This is a genomic window from Halomonas zincidurans B6, from assembly GCF_000731955.1.
GTDB classification, from domain to species: domain Bacteria; phylum Pseudomonadota; class Gammaproteobacteria; order Pseudomonadales; family Halomonadaceae; genus Modicisalibacter; species Modicisalibacter zincidurans.
Genome location: NZ_JNCK01000001.1, coordinates 322552 through 336994, shown reverse-complemented (window position 1 = coordinate 336994; position 14443 = coordinate 322552). Strand labels below are relative to the sequence as shown.

The 14443-nt window shown below is 67.4% G+C and carries 10 protein-coding genes; 3 read left to right on the top strand and 7 right to left on the bottom strand.

The genetic code is table 11. From position 1 onward, the window contains the following. Positions 1-69 precede the first annotated feature (69 nt). Both HALZIN_RS0101645 and HALZIN_RS0101640 read left to right on the top strand, forming a co-directional pair. Positions 70-2592 (top strand): penicillin-binding protein 1A, encoded by a 2523-nt coding sequence (locus tag HALZIN_RS0101645; RefSeq protein ID WP_031382518.1) that lies wholly within the window; start codon positions 70-72, stop codon positions 2590-2592. Between the two features lie 91 nt (positions 2593-2683). Then, the gene (locus tag HALZIN_RS0101640; protein WP_031382517.1) at positions 2684-3466 is read left to right on the top strand and encodes a DUF481 domain-containing protein; all 783 of its coding nucleotides are present in this window, start codon (positions 2684-2686) and stop codon (positions 3464-3466) included. Positions 3467-3575: 109 nt separating this feature from the next. On the opposite strand, the gene HALZIN_RS0101635 is transcribed toward HALZIN_RS0101640, so the two are convergent. The 6 genes from HALZIN_RS0101635 to HALZIN_RS0101610 form a co-directional block, all read right to left on the bottom strand. Beyond that, positions 3576-4847, bottom strand: a complete 1272-nt coding sequence (locus tag HALZIN_RS0101635) for a malic enzyme-like NAD(P)-binding protein (RefSeq protein ID WP_031382516.1) — start codon at positions 4845-4847, stop codon at positions 3576-3578. 213 nt (positions 4848-5060) lie between these two features. Continuing rightward, complete coding sequence (locus HALZIN_RS0101630; RefSeq protein ID WP_031382515.1) at positions 5061-6269, bottom strand: toxic anion resistance protein; 1209 nt, start codon at positions 6267-6269, stop codon at positions 5061-5063. A gap of 37 nt (positions 6270-6306) precedes the next feature. Then, complete coding sequence (locus tag HALZIN_RS0101625) at positions 6307-7248, bottom strand: hypothetical protein (protein WP_031382514.1); 942 nt, start codon at positions 7246-7248, stop codon at positions 6307-6309. Positions 7249-7339: 91 nt separating this feature from the next. After that, entirely contained in the window at positions 7340-9643 is a 2304-nt protein-coding gene (locus tag HALZIN_RS0101620) for an ATP-dependent DNA helicase (protein ID WP_031382513.1), read from the bottom strand. Continuing rightward, positions 9640-11361: a VRR-NUC domain-containing protein gene (locus HALZIN_RS0101615; RefSeq protein WP_051907321.1), complete on the bottom strand. Its 1722-nt coding sequence runs from the start codon at positions 11359-11361 to the stop codon at positions 9640-9642. The genes HALZIN_RS0101620 and HALZIN_RS0101615 overlap by 4 nt, the downstream gene beginning before the upstream one ends. Positions 11362-11608: 247 nt before the next feature. Beyond that, positions 11609-12232, bottom strand: a complete 624-nt coding sequence (locus HALZIN_RS0101610) for a YbhB/YbcL family Raf kinase inhibitor-like protein (RefSeq protein ID WP_031382511.1) — start codon at positions 12230-12232, stop codon at positions 11609-11611. A 104-nt stretch (positions 12233-12336) separates the two neighbouring features. Between HALZIN_RS0101610 and aguA the strand changes: the two genes are divergently transcribed. Next, complete coding sequence (gene aguA, locus HALZIN_RS0101605; protein WP_031382510.1) at positions 12337-13479, top strand: agmatine deiminase; 1143 nt, start codon at positions 12337-12339, stop codon at positions 13477-13479. A 181-nt stretch (positions 13480-13660) separates the two neighbouring features. On the opposite strand, the gene HALZIN_RS0101600 is transcribed toward aguA, so the two are convergent. After that, complete coding sequence (locus HALZIN_RS0101600) at positions 13661-14365, bottom strand: extensin-like domain-containing protein (RefSeq protein WP_031382509.1); 705 nt, start codon at positions 14363-14365, stop codon at positions 13661-13663. Between the last annotated feature and the right edge of the window lie 78 nt (positions 14366-14443).

Here is a 14443-nt window from a genome sequence, read left to right as displayed (position 1 = left end):
GCAGTTCAATGGATAGTTCCGCTCTTCGCAGCCCGACCGCCACCCGAACACCACGGACATTGTCATTTCATGAAGCTCTTTAGACGCCTGCTGATCTCGGCCCTTTGGCTACTGCTATCCCTGAGCGCTGCGGGAGTGCTGGCCGTCATCGGCGCCGCGCTGTATTTCGCCCCCGGCCTGCCCGATGTACGCCAACTCCAGGGCTATGAACTGCAGACTCCGCTGCGCATCTACACCCGCGACGACAAGCTGATCGGCGAATTCGGCGAGGAGCGACGCAAGCCGGTCGATTTCGAGACGGTCCCTCAGGACATGGTCCAGGCATTCCTGGCCGCCGAGGATGCCCGCTTCTTTGAACATTTCGGGGTCGACCCCAAGGGCCTGGCACGGGCCGCCGTCGAACTCGTCTTCAGCGGCGGCGACATCCAGTCCGGCGGCAGCACCATCACCATGCAGGTGGCGCGCAACTACCTGCTGACCCTGGACAGAACCTTTACCCGCAAGATCCGCGAGATTCTGCTGTCGCTGCAGATGGAGCAGATCCTGTCCAAGCAGGAGATCTTCGAGCTCTACGTCAACAAGATCTACCTGGGCCAAGGCGCCTACGGGATTGCCGCCGCCGCCACCACTTACTACGACAAGCCGTTGGCCGAGCTGAGCCTGGCCGAGAAGGCGATGATCGCCGGACTGCCCAAGGCGCCTTCGGCCCTCAACCCGCTGAGCAATCCCGAGCGTTCGTTGATCCGCCGCAACTGGATCCTCTATCGCATGCGCGAGCTGGGCTATATCGACCAGAGCGCCTACGATCGCGCCGTCAAGCAGCCCATCACCGCTCGCGAACAAACCACCCGGGTCGAGGTCGAAGCGCCCTACGTTGCCGAAATGGCCCGCCAGTTCGCCGTCGAGCGCTTCGGCGACACGGCCTATACCGGCGGTTATCGGATCACCACCACGCTGGACAGCAAATTGCAGACCGACGCCCGCCAGGCACTGATCCAGGGTCTGATCGACTACGACCGGCGCCACGGCTGGCGCGGCGCCGAGCAGGCAGGCATCCCGCCTAGCCTGGTCGAGGCCCAGGACAATACCCAACAGGAAGGTCTCGAGGAAGAATTGGCCGAGTCCGATGAGATCATCAAGACCGCCCGTCAGGCGGCACAGAGCAGCGAGATCAAGGTCGCCGGCATCGACGGCGACGTCAGCAATTGGCTCAAGGTGCTCGAACGCACCCCCGATCTCGGCCCGTTACAGCCGGCCATCGTGGTCTCCACCGACGAGCGCCAGATGCAAGTGCTGACCAAGCAGGCCAAGCTGGTGACCCTCGACTGGACTGGCCTGAAGTGGGCACGCGACTACAAGAGCCCCAAATGGCGCGGCGAGGTGCCTGCCAACGCCGCGGCGATCGCCGAGCGCGGCTCGCTGGTACGCATTCTCGAGACCGACGACGGCTGGCGTCTGTCGCAGAAGCCCGGCACCGAGGGTGCGATCGTCGCCCTCGACCCCAAGAACGGCGCGATCCGCGCGCTGCAAGGCGGCTTCAGCTTCGCGGCCAGCAGCTTCAATCGCGTCACCCAGGCCCAGCGCCAGGCCGGTTCGATCTTCAAGCCGTTCATCTATCTGGCGGCGTTACAGGAAGGCAACATGACTGCCGCCACGGTGGTCAACGACGCGCCGGTGGTAATGAGCGACATGGGCGGCTCCTGGCGCCCCGAGAATGCCGAAGGCGAATTCCAAGGGCCGACCCGGTTACGCGTGGGGCTTTACGAGTCGCGCAACCTGGTGACGATCCGGGTGCTGCAGACGCTCGGGCTGGACAAGGCGCTGCGCTTTCTCGAGCGTTTCGGTTTCGCCGAGGACCGCCTGCCCAACGGCCTGTCGCTGGCGCTGGGCAGCGCCTCGCTGAGCCCGCTGGAGATGGCCAATGCCTACGCGATCCTTGCCAACGGCGGCTTCAAGGTCTCGCCCTGGTACATCCAGCGCGTCGAAAAGACCGGCGAGCAACAGCCATTGCTCGAATATACGCCTCAGGTCGCCTGCCGCGATTGCAGCACCGAGGCCGACGAGGTCGGTATCGACGGCAAGCGCTATCCGCTCGCCCCCCGGGTGGTCGATCCGCAGGCCCTGTACATCCTGCGCGACATCCTGCGCGACGTCATCGAGCGCGGTACCGGTCGCGGCGCGCTGGATCTCGAGCGCAGCGACATCGTCGGCAAGACCGGCACCACCAACGATCAGCGCGACGCCTGGTTCTCGGGTTTCAACAACCAGCTGGTCGCTACCGTGTGGGTCGGCAAGGACAACAACGAGAGTACCGGTGAATACGGCTCACAGGCGGCCTTGCCGATCTGGAAGCTGTTCATGCGCCAGGCTCTGAAGGGCACTCCCGAGATCGTTCCAGAACGTCCCGCGGGTATCGTCACGGCGCGCATCGACCCGGATACCGGGCGGCGCCTGCAAGACGACCAGCCAGGTGGAATCGAGGAGATCTTCCGCGAAAGCAACCTGCCCGACTACGAGCCGCAGCGCATCGACAGCGAACTGGAGGACAGCAGCGGCTCGCAGGGGACCGGCACCTACGAAGCCATTTTCTGAGCACGCCAGCACAGGCGCCAGCTTGTCCGTGTCCGCCGGGCTCATACGCGCCGGTGGACACGGATACGACGTGAGAACCAGGAGTCCCATCATGCCGCGGCTGATCGCCACAGCAACGCAGACACCGGTCCTGAGCGCCGCGACGGCCGTGTTGAGCCTGCTGTGTTCGCCCCTGACAGCAGCAGCGCAGGATTCGCTGTTCTACGCGCCCCCGGCCCCCGAAGACGACGCGCCGGAATTCACCGGTCAGGCCGAGCTCGGCTACACCAGTCTGTCGGGCAACACCGATAGCTCGACGCTGCTCGCCAAGGGCCGCCTGACCTGGCTGACCGGGCACTGGACCCAGACCCTGCGCGCCGAGACTCGCAAGGTCGAGGAAAACGACAACACCAGCGCCGAGCAGTATCTGCTCGGCGGGCGCGAACGCTACGATCTCGAGGGGCCGCATTATCTGTTCGGCTTCACGCGCTGGGAAAAGGATCGCTTCAGCGGTTACGACTATCAGTTCACGACCATCGCCGGCTATGGCCGCCAACTGCTCGCCGGTCCCGATCATGTGCTGTCATTGGAAGCCGGCCCGGGCTATCGCCATGACGAGCTGGAAAGCGGCGAAGGTGATGATCTGGCGGTAGGCTACGGCGCCCTGGATTACCAGTGGAACTTCAGCGAAGGCTCCAGCTTCCAGCAGGAACTCTCCGTCGAAGGCACCGCTCAGAATGTCACCACTCGCGCCTTCTCGGCGGTGACCGCACAGCTCAACGCCCATCTCGCGTTACGCCTGTCCCACGAGATCGAGCGCAACTCGCAGCCCCCCGAAGGCGCCAGTTCCAATATCGATCGCACCACCGCGGCGTCACTGCTGTATCGCTGGTAGCCGATCGTTCAAATCCTGAGGCATCAGAGCCTGACGAAAAAGCCGGCCCAGAAGGGGCCGACTTGCTTGTGCGCTCGCGCTATCGTGTCAACCTTGCCAACGCCATGGCTCAGCCGCCGTAGACATCCTCGACGCGGGTCAAGGGATAGTGCGGCGGAAACGGCCGACGCGCCACGCCGGAATCGACCGCCGCTCGCGCCACCGCCGAGGCGACCCGGTCGAGCAATCGCGCGTCCATCGGCGTGGGAATGATGTAGCCGCGACCGTATTCCAGCGCATCGACCTCGTAGGCCTCGAGCACCGCCTGCGGCACCGGCTCGCGCGCCAGGTCGCGCAGTGCATAGACCGCGGCCAGCTTCATTTCTTCGTTGATGCGCGTGGCACGCACGTCCAGCGCACCGCGAAAGATGAACGGGAAACCCAGCACGTTGTTGACCTGGTTGGGAAAGTCGGAACGGCCGGTGGCCATGATCACGTCGTCGCGGGTCTCATGGGCGAGATCGGGGTGGATCTCCGGGTCGGGATTGGAGCAGGCGAACACGATCGGGCTGGCGGCCATCCTGCCGAGCTGCTCGGCGCTCAGCAGGTTGGGCCCCGAGAGCCCCACGAACACATCGGCGCCGTCGATCGCCTCGTCGAGGGTCCGCAGCGCGGTCTCGGTGGCGAACATCGCCTTGTATTCGTTGAGGTCGCTGCGCCCGCTATGGATCACCCCCTTGCGATCGAGCATGTAGATGTTCTCGGTCCGCGCGCCGCAGGAGACCAGCAGCTTCATGCAGGCGATCGCCGCCGAACCGGCGCCCAGACAGACGATGCGCGCCTGATCGATGGGCTTGCCGGCGATCTCCAGCGCATTGAGCATGCCCGCCGCGGTGACGATGGCGGTACCGTGCTGGTCGTCGTGGAAGACCGGAATGTCGCACTGCTCGATCAGCGTGCGCTCGATCTCGAAGCACTCGGGGGCCTTGATATCCTCGAGATTGATGCCGCCCCAGGTGCCGGCGATACGCGAGACGGTGTCGATGAACGCCTGCGGGCTTTCGGCGTCGACCTCGATATCCACCGAATTGATGCCGGCGAAACGCTTGAACAGTACGCCCTTGCCCTCCATGACCGGCTTGCTGGCCCGCGGACCGAGATTGCCCAGGCCGAGAATCGCGCTGCCGTCGGAGATCACCGCGACCAGGTTGCCCTTGCCGGTGTACAGGTAGGCGTTCTCGGGGTCCCTGGCGATCTCGCGGCAGGGCTCGGCCACGCCCGGGCTGTAGGCCAGCGCCAGGTGCTTGGCGGAACTCGTCGGCTTGGTGATCTCGACGGACAGCTTTCCGGGGAAGGGTTGCGAATGGTAATCCAGGGCGGCCTGCTTCTTGGCGTCTGTCATGCGCTTGGTCCGGTCGGTCGGGAGGTATGCCGGCCAGAATATAGAAAAAAGATCAGCCCAACAACTTGATCCAAGTATTTGTCTTGGCAGGCTTTTAAGCGCCAGTTTGAAAACATTTCCAAGTATTGGCTAGGGGTTATGGCCAGTCTCTGCGGCATAACGCGCAGCTTATCGAAAACAGTGTTCTGAAATGTTTCGCACCGACATCCAGCGCTACAGGCTGTCGTCGGTGCGCCGCCGGTTGCCGCGATCGAGCCGGTCGATCGCCGCATTGCCCTGGCGCGACAGCGCATCGAGCCGCTCGATCTGCTCGTCGAGACGCGGCAGGGCTTGCTGGCGATAGTGCGAGACGTCGTCCAGCGCCGCCATGACTTCGCGAAAGGCCTCCTCGAGGGTCTCGCGATCCAGCGTCGCCGAGGCCGCCCGGCTCTGGATCTCCACCCCCTGGGCGCGTAACGCGCGAGCGGTGCCGGCGATCATCGCCGAGGTCGACTGGTTGAGCGCCTCGACGCGATCGAGCACCAGCCGCTGATTGGCCAGCGCCATGGCCACCGTCACCGCCACGGTGAGCGCCGAGACGGTGACGTTGATCGCCCGGTCGACGCCGCGCATCAGCTCGCGATTGTTGCGAATCACCACCTCCAGCGCCAGCACGCCCTGCTGGCTGACCGCGAGCTGCTGCTGCAGATCGACGATGCGCTGGCGCAGCGGAAACAGCAGCTCCTCTTCAATGAAGGGACGCTGGTCGATGAATGCGGGCTGGTCGAGGGTGGAACTCTGGGGATCGTCGGAACGCGCCTCGGCGGCGGCGACCAGCCGCCGGTCGATCAGCTGGCCCAGCGCCACCTGGCGCTGCAACTGGCCGGCCATGTCGCGCAGCGCCTGCTGATCGTCGCTCAGGGTCAGGTTGTCGCGGCGCAGCATCTCGCCTCCGGCTTCCAGATCGTGGATGATCGCATCGAGGGCCTGCTGGGCGTTCTCGAACTTCTGGAAATAGCGCTGCAGACGGCTGCCCACCCCCGGCAGGCGTGACAGCACCCGATCGAGCCCGCCGCCGCCCAGCGCGTGCTGCTGCGGATCGAGATCCTGCATCCGCGCGCGCAGCTGGGCGAGCGACTCGGCGACCGGCCCGCCCTCGTCGCCCTGACGCGCCAGGCGGCGCAGCGGCGTCTGCAGCATCTCGCTCTGGTGGGCGGCCTGGCGTTGCAGCTCGAGGCCCATCTCGTCGACCGCGCGGCGCGGCTCCTCGCCTTCGCCCGGTCGGAGCAGACCGTCGACGAAGTCGTCGGCCAGTGCCGCCAGCTCGCTCTCTTCGGGATCGCTGTCGCGGCGGTCGTCGGCCGACAGCCCCGCGGCGATCTCCTCCACCGCCGGCAGCGCCAGCCGCCGGTCGTCGTGTTGTTCGTCTCGATCGTCGCTCATCGCTTGGCTCCTCGCGATTGGCACACTCCAATGACGCCTACTGACTGCGGCTGTAGCGCGCCGCGCCCTCGGCGAAGCGGCGCAGATCGCCCAGCGCCCGCTCGGCGGCCACCGAGGCCTGCGGACGCTGGGTCTCGACCCGCGCCAGCGCCACGGCGGTATCGTCCAGCGCCGTCAATGCCGCCTCGTTGCGCGCCGACAGGTCGCGCAGATGGCGCTCGGTGTCGGCGACGAGTTCCAGGCGGCGCTTCAATGCCAGGCGTTCGGCCACACTCAACGTCTGGCGTTCGCGATCCAGCCGGCGCCTGACGAAGTCACCGTCGACGCCGGCCACGCTGCGCGCCTGGGCGGCCATCCGGGTAAGGTTGTCCACCGCCCCCAGGCACACCTCGTTGACCAGCCCATGGGCGCGCTGGTAGGCCAGTTCGGTGCGCTCGAAACGCGCCGCGAGGACCGACTCGACGTGCCGATAGCGGCTGTACAGCCGGTCGGCCTGCACCGCCACATCCTCGCGGGAGAGCGCAAGCAGCTCGCCTTTGGCCGCGCACAGTGCGCGCACCACCTCGTCGGCGTCGGCCGGCGGATGCTCCGGGTCGAGGCTCATCACCCCGCGCTCCTGCGCCTCGCGCTGGCGTTCGGCGCGTTGCCGCGAGTCCTCGGCCGCCTGGCGGCGGGCCTGACGCCGCGCCCGCCAACGCTGCCACCAGTTACGCGCGCGGCGCTCAACCGGCAACTCGACGGCGATCGCCACCAGCCCCGCCAACCAACCGGCCAGCGAGGGACCGAAGCCGCCCCACAACGAGGTCAGCCAGATCACGAACGCCACGAACGGCACCAGCAGCCAGTAGCGCACGATCACCTGAAGGCGATTGGGGTCGAGTTCCGCCAACGCCAGCCGCGGGCTGGCCATGCCGATCAGAAACCACGGCAGGCAGGTAACGAACAGCCCGTAGGCCAAGCCTTGCAGAAATCCCAGCATACGATGCGGTTCCGCCAACCAGGGTAGGAGAGAATGATTGTAGGGAAGGCCCGGCGCGGGATAAAGCGGCGCCGCACTCGAGGATGGCGTTTCAGCGGCGATCGCCGTCGAGCGCCCACCAGGCGGGCAGCAGCCGGGCCACCCGCGGCTCGCCGAAGCGATCGTCGATCAGGTGCACGCTGCCGCGATCCTCGGGCGTGCGAATCACCCGCCCGGCGGCCTGGACCACCTTCTGCACGCCGGGATACAGGTAGGCGTAGTCGTAGCCGCGGCCGAACCGGGTCTCGAGGCATCGGCGAAACTGCTCGGTGACCGGGTTGACCTGGGGCAGCCCCAGCGTGGCGACGAAAGCCCCGACCAGGCGTTCGCCGGCCAGGTCGATACCCTCGCCGAACGCCCCGCCGAGCACCGCGAAGCCGATCCCTCGGCCGTCCGCGGCGAAGCGTTCGACAAACGCCTGACGCTCGGCCTCGTCCATGCGCCGCGACTGTCGCCACAGCGGAATCGCCGGAAACGCGGCGGCGAAGCGCTCGGCGACCTGATCGAGGTAGGCGTAACTGCTGAAGAACGCCAGGTAATTGCCCGGGCGACGGCGATACTGCGTGGCCATCAGCGCGGCGATCGGCTCAAGCGACGCGGGCCGATCGGCGTAGCGGGTGGAGATCGTGCGCACCCGATGCACGCTCAACTGCTCGGCCGAGAACGGCGAGGCCGACTCGAGCCAGGGCGTGGCGTCCGGCAGCCCGAGCAGGTTGCGATAATAGTCGGCCGGGCCGAGGGTCGCCGAAAACAGCACCGCGCTGTGCGCGGCGGCGAAGCGCGGGGCGAGAAAGCCGGCGGGCACCACGTTGCGACAGCACAGCCGCGAGAGCCGCGCGCCGCGCCGCCCGTCGCGCAACGTCATGTCGTACAGCGAATGGTCATCGAACAGCTCGGCCAGCCGCGCCAGATGCAGGGCGTCCAGGTAGACGCGCTGCAGCTCGCTGTCGAGCGTGAACGGCTGCTCGCTGTAGTCGCCGATCGCCGCGGTCAGCCCTTGCAGCGCGCCCAGCAGGCGCTGCGGCGGCGTGTCGAGAACGTGGTAGTCGTCACTGGTCGGATTATCGCCCGCCTCGCCGTTGAGCGCGCGCCACTGGCGCCCGACGCGTTCGAGCGGCTTCTTGAGCGCCGCCGGGGCGCTGCGCTTGAGGGCACGCAGCGCGCCCTGATCGAGCTCGGCGGTGTACATGCCGCGCCCGCGCTCGACCAGGTTGTGGGCCTCGTCGACCAGCAGCACGACGCGCCACTGATTCTCGACCGTCAGCGCGTAGAGCATGGCGTGCAGGTCGAAATAGTAGTTGTAGTCGCCGACCACCACATCGCACCAGCGCGCCAGCTCCTGGCCCAGGTAGTACGGGCAGATGTCATGGGCCAGGGCAATTTCGCGCAGCGCCGCACGCTCGAGCCGGCCGTGACGCACCGCCGCCGCGCGGGCCTCGGGCAGGCGGTCGTAGAAACCGCTGGCCAGCGGGCAGGAATCGCCGTGACAGGCTTTGTCCGGGTGTTCGCAGGCCTTGTCGCGGGCGGTGAGCTCGAGCACGCGCAGCGCCGTCGGCGCCGTGTCTCCCCGGGTGGCATCGCCCTCAGTGGGCGCCAGCGTGGCCAGCGCGTCGAGCGCCAGCCGCCGGCCCGGGGTCTTGGCGGCCAGGAAGAACAGCCGGTCGAGGCGCTGACGCGGCATCGCCTTGAGGGTCGGGAACAGCGTGCCCAGCGTCTTGCCGATACCGGTGGGCGCCTGCAGCATCAGGCAGCGCCCGGTGCCCGCCGCCTTGTAGACCGATTCGGCCAGCTCGCGCTGGGCGGGCCGGAACCCGGCGTGGGGAAAGCGCAGCGCCTCGAGGGCGGCGTCGCGTCGCTGGCGGTGGGCCAGCTCCTGCTCGGCCCAGGCCAGAAAGCGCCGGCACTGATCTTCGAAGAACGCCTCCAGGGTCGCGGCGTCGAAACGCTCCTCGATCAGCGTCTCGCGCTGGCTGACCACGTCGAGATAGACCAGCGCCAAGCGCACCTCATCGAGCGCACGTTCACGGCACAGCAGCGCGCCGTAGACCTTGACCTGCGACCAGTGCAGGCGACGGTGGTTGTCGGGCATCGACGCCAGGTCGCCGCGAAAGGTCTTGATCTCCTCGAGCCGGTTGCGGGCCGCGTCGTAGCCGTCGGCGCGCCCGCGCACCGCGAGCGCACCATATTCGCCGGCGAGCGCGATCTCGCGCTGGTAGTCGGCGCCACGCCGCGCGGCGACCAGCGCATGGCCGGCGATGCCCTCCTGGGCGGTCGGCGACGGCGTGAAGCGCAGGTCGAGATCGCCGCCGCGCGCGGTGAACTCGCACAGCGCGCGTACCGCTACGCGATAACTCAAGTGCGTACCGCCTCGCTCACGACATCGCCCGCGCTCTCGCTCGGCGCCCAGCGTACATAACAGACGCTGACCGGCATGGCGTGGCGCTCGAAGAACGCCAGCCAGCGTCGCTGGTTGTCCTGCAGGCGATCGCCCGGGCCCTTGACCTCGATCATCCGATAACGCCCCTCTTCCGGCCACAGCTGGATCAGGTCCGGCAGCCCGGCACGGTTGGCGGGGATGTCCGCCAGCAGCCGCTCGAAGCACAGCCGCAGGTGGGCGGCCGGCAGGCAGGCCAGCGCCTGGTCGAGCAACGCCTCGGGCAGGCACTCCCAACTGACGAAGGGCGACTGGATGCCCCGTTTATCGCCATGCGCGCGCCGGATGATCTCTTGATAGGCATCGCTCTCCAGGCTCGTCAGGCAGCCGTCGAACAGCGCGCGACGCCGCGCGTGGAAGTCGCCCCGGGCGAGATCCGCCGGGCCGCGCTGGAAGGGATTGAAGAACGCCCCGGGCAGCGGCGCGAAGATCGCCTCCCAGCAGAGCAGCCCGAACAGCCCGCCGATCAGGGTGTTCTCGACATAGTGCACCGGCGCGTCGGGCGTGCTCAGGTGCGCCTGCACCGTGCGCTCCACCGACAGCCCGGCGAATGGCAGTTCGAGATCGAGCCGCTCGACCTCGGTCGTTGCAGTCGCCGCCGGACGCGGCAGGCCGAGCCGTCGATGCAGGCGCGGCAGCACCCGCGCGAGTTGCTGACGCTCGGCCTCGCTTTCCGGGCTACGTTCGGCCGCGCGCGCCAGTATCAGCGCCTCGTCGAAGCGTTCGAGACGCTCGAGCATGCGCAGCCGCCGGCCACGCGCGCCAGCATGGGCGGAGCGGGCATACAGGTCATGCGCGACCTGCAACTCGCCCTGGCGCTCGCTGTGCTGGGCCAGCCGATACAGCAGCTTGGCGCGGCGCGCCTCGAGCCAGGGGTTGGCGTGGGCCGCACGGGGCACGTCGGCATCGATCGCGCTCACCGGCTCGTCGCCGCCCAGGCGCTCGCGGCAACGCTGCAGATGCAAATAGCTCTCGAGATCGTCGCGCGAGGCGAAGGCCCGCGACTCGCGGGAGAAGGCGACGCGCTCGTAGCGCGCCATGCCCAGGTCGGCGAGCACGAACTCGCTCCAGCCCTGGTGCAGGTTGCCGAAGAACATCAGCCGCAGACGCTCGCACAGTGCATCGACGCGCAGTGCCAGGATGGTCTCGTCGCCAAGCCCCCACTCGGCGAGGGTGCGCGGCGGCTCGCCCGCCTCGTGCAGCACCGCCAGCCAGTCGCGCTTGCCGGCCTGGCGCAGGCCCAGCCCGGCCAGCCGCTCGGCAAACAAGCGCTGCAGCTCGGTCTTGGTGAGCAGTGCGAAGAGCTCGTCGAGGGCCAGCGTCGGCGCCGGATCGACCCACCCCCGGGCGATCAACGGCGCCAGCGCGGGGGCCAGCGGCTCGGCCGCGTCGACCTGCGCCGCGCCGAACTCCGCGGCGATTTCCGGATAGTCGAGTCTGGAGCGGCGAAACAGCACACCCTTGCGCATGATCAGGCGCACCAGCAGCGCCTGCGAGGCGCGCGGCACTTCGCCGAAGGCGTCGATGAAGGCACGCTCGTCGTCGCTCAGCACATCGCCGTAGCGCTCGCCCAGCCAGGCGAGCACGGTCTGGAAGTTGACGAGATAGTAGAAGGGATCGTCGAGAATCTGGCGGGCCATGCGCCACCACGGATAACTGGTTATTCATCCATGATACAAGCCGGCCGCGCCAACGACAATCCGGTTCGGCCGAACCGACTAGGCTCGGCCGGCACGAACGGCGTTAGGGAAACGCTGAATAAATAGGCGAGCGGAATCAAGCGCAAGGCGTACGGAGCACAGGAACCGGAGCATATGGGTATATGTGAGGATTCCGCGCACCGCACAACGCAGCGATTGATCCGCGCAGACATTTATGCAGTTTTCCTCAGCGAAGATCGGGGTTGAGCGTATAGATACCGGTCACGGTGGCCTGCCCCAGGATATGCCCCTGCATCGCGCCCAGCGCTTCGTCGCCGGTGAACTCGCCGCGCATGTCGAGCTTGTCGACGTCGAGCGCATAGACGGTGAAGCGGTAGCGATGCGGCAGTTCGTCGTTCCATGGCGGGCATGGGCCGTCATAGCCGCCGTAGGTGCCGCCCATGTCGGGATCGCCGGCGAGAAAATCGGTAAAGGTGTTGATGCCCGCCAGGCCCAGTTGGCCCTGACCGGGCTGCTTGCCCTTGGGCGTCACGCCGTCCGAGGCCGCACCTTCGTCGATCCGGTGAACGTCGGCGGGAACGTTGAGCAGCACCCAATGATAGAAGTCGACGCGCGGCATGCTCGCCGGCAGGCGTTTGCCCTGCTGGTTGACGTCGGATGGATCGCCCGGTACGTCGGGATCGCAGACGATCACCGCGAAACTGCGCGTGCCCTGGGGGATATCGGTCCAGTGCAGCGCCGGGTTGCGGTTCGGCCCGAGCGTCATCGGCTCGCCGTCGCCGGGCACGCCGAAGGCGAACGTCTCGGGGATCGGCTGCTGGTCCTCGATGCCGTCAACGGTTAACTTCATGATTACCTCCATGGATCGCTGTGCATGATCTCACCAGCCTAGCCTAGCCCCCGGGGCTTCGGCCAGGCAGACTGACGACGAGTCGCCCCCTTTCGAGAACTTCCATGATCACCCGGCAAGCCATCATCTCCGCCACCGACAGCCCACCCGCCACCCCCGCCGCGCTGGGCTTTTCGATGCCCGCCGAGTTCGCCGCGCATGACGCCTGCTGGATGCTCTGGCCGCAGCGCCCCGACAACTGGCGCTACGGCGCCAAGCCGGCCCAGGCGGCGTTCGTCGCCGTCGCCCGGGCGATCGCCGAGAGCGAGACGGTGTTCGTCGGCGTCAACGACGATCAGTACGAGAACGCGCGCCATCAATTGCCGGCCCACATCCGGGTAGTCGAGCTGTCGAGCAACGACGCCTGGATGCGCGACGTCGGCCCGACCTTCCTGACCCATCCGGACGGCCGGCTGGCACTGGTCGACTGGGAATTCAACGCCTGGGGCGGGCTCAACGGCGGCCTGTATTTCCCGTGGGACAAGGATCGCCGCATCCGATCGAAGATCGCCGAGATGCTCGGTGCCGAGCGCTTCATCGCCCCGCTGGTAATGGAAGGTGGGGCGATCCACGTCGACGGCGAAGGCACGCTGATCACCACCGAGGAGTGCCTGCTCAACCCCAACCGCAATCCCAAGCTGAGCAAGGCCGAGCTCGAACGCCTGCTGGGCGACTATCTGGGCGTGACCCGGGTCATCTGGCTGCCGCGCGGCTGTTATCTCGACGAGACCGACGGCCACGTCGACAACCTGTGCTGCTTCGTCGCCCCCGGCGAGGTGGCGCTGACCTGGACCGACGATACGAGCGATCCGCAGCACGCCATTTCCCGCCAGGCGCTGAATATCCTCGAGGCCGCCCGCGACGCCAAGGGGCGCCGGCTGACCGTGCACAAGCTGCCGATGCCCGGCCCGCTGACCATCGCCGAGTCCGAGGCCAGCGGCGTCGACCGGCTGAGCAGTTCGCGCCCACGAAAGCCCGGCGATCGCATGGCCGGTTCCTACGTCAACTTCTATATCGGCAACTCGGCGGTGGTGATGCCCAGGCTCGATCCGGCCCACGACGACACGGCACGAGCGATTCTCGAGAGCCTGTTCACCAGCCGCCGGGTGATCGCCGTCGACGCCCGCGAGATCCTGCTCGGCGGCGGCAACATCCATTGCATCACTCAGCAGCAGCCCGCCCGCCGCGTGCCGGGACACACCACGTAGCGTCGTCCCAGGAAGTGCTGCACAAATAGGTGAGCGGGAGGAAACGCAAGGCGCCCGGAGCGCAGGAACCGCAGCATATGGGTTATATGTGAGGATTCCGACCGGGCTGGCGCTCCAGCACCGCGCAACGCAGCGATTCGTCGGGGACGCCTAGTCCGCGCAGGCATTTGTACAGTATTTCCTAGCGGCAGAAGCTCATGCCGCGCATGCCGAAATGGAAGTGATTGGCGTGGGCGGCGTTGTACTCGGGGCCGAGCACCGTGCCGAACAGCCCGCAGGCGCCGGATTGCGCCTCGCGCAGGAACTCGCCGGCGGCATCGTCGCCGCCCCAGCCGTCGAGCACGCTGATGCGCCGCCCGTCGGTCAGCCGGAAGGCGGCGACGTCCAGCGCCTCAGCCGTGGCATGCTCGCTGCGCGGGGCGTTCTTGCGATTATAGATGTTGCGACAGGCGAAGCTGCCGTAATGCTGCACGGCGACGACACGCGCGCCTAAATGCGCCTCGGCGGCGGGCTGCAGACGATAGCGCTCGAACAGCACCCAGGCCACCGCCAGCGGACAACTGGCCACGAAGCTGGCATTGAAACCGACCTCGCCGCCGCGCACGCGCACCACGTTATCCAGCGGGCAACCGGCGACCGGGGTGTAGTCGGCCAGCGGCGCGTAGTTCAGGGTGCCTGGCGGCGCCGACGCGAGCACCGCCCGGCAGGCCTCGCGATCGCCCTTCAGGCGATCGAGCTTCCACTGGGTCACCGGGGTCAGCGGATCGCTGACGGTGAGCGGCGCGAAGGGGTTCCATTCGCGGGGGATCGTCCAGACGCCCTTGTCGAAGGCGACGCCCACGGCGATCAGCAACAGTAGGAAGGCGGTGCTCCAGAAGCCCTTCATCGACGCATCCTTGTCGGCTTGTCGTTGATCAGACTACCGACTCACCAGGTTCGACCCAAGCCGCGATAGTGGCCATCC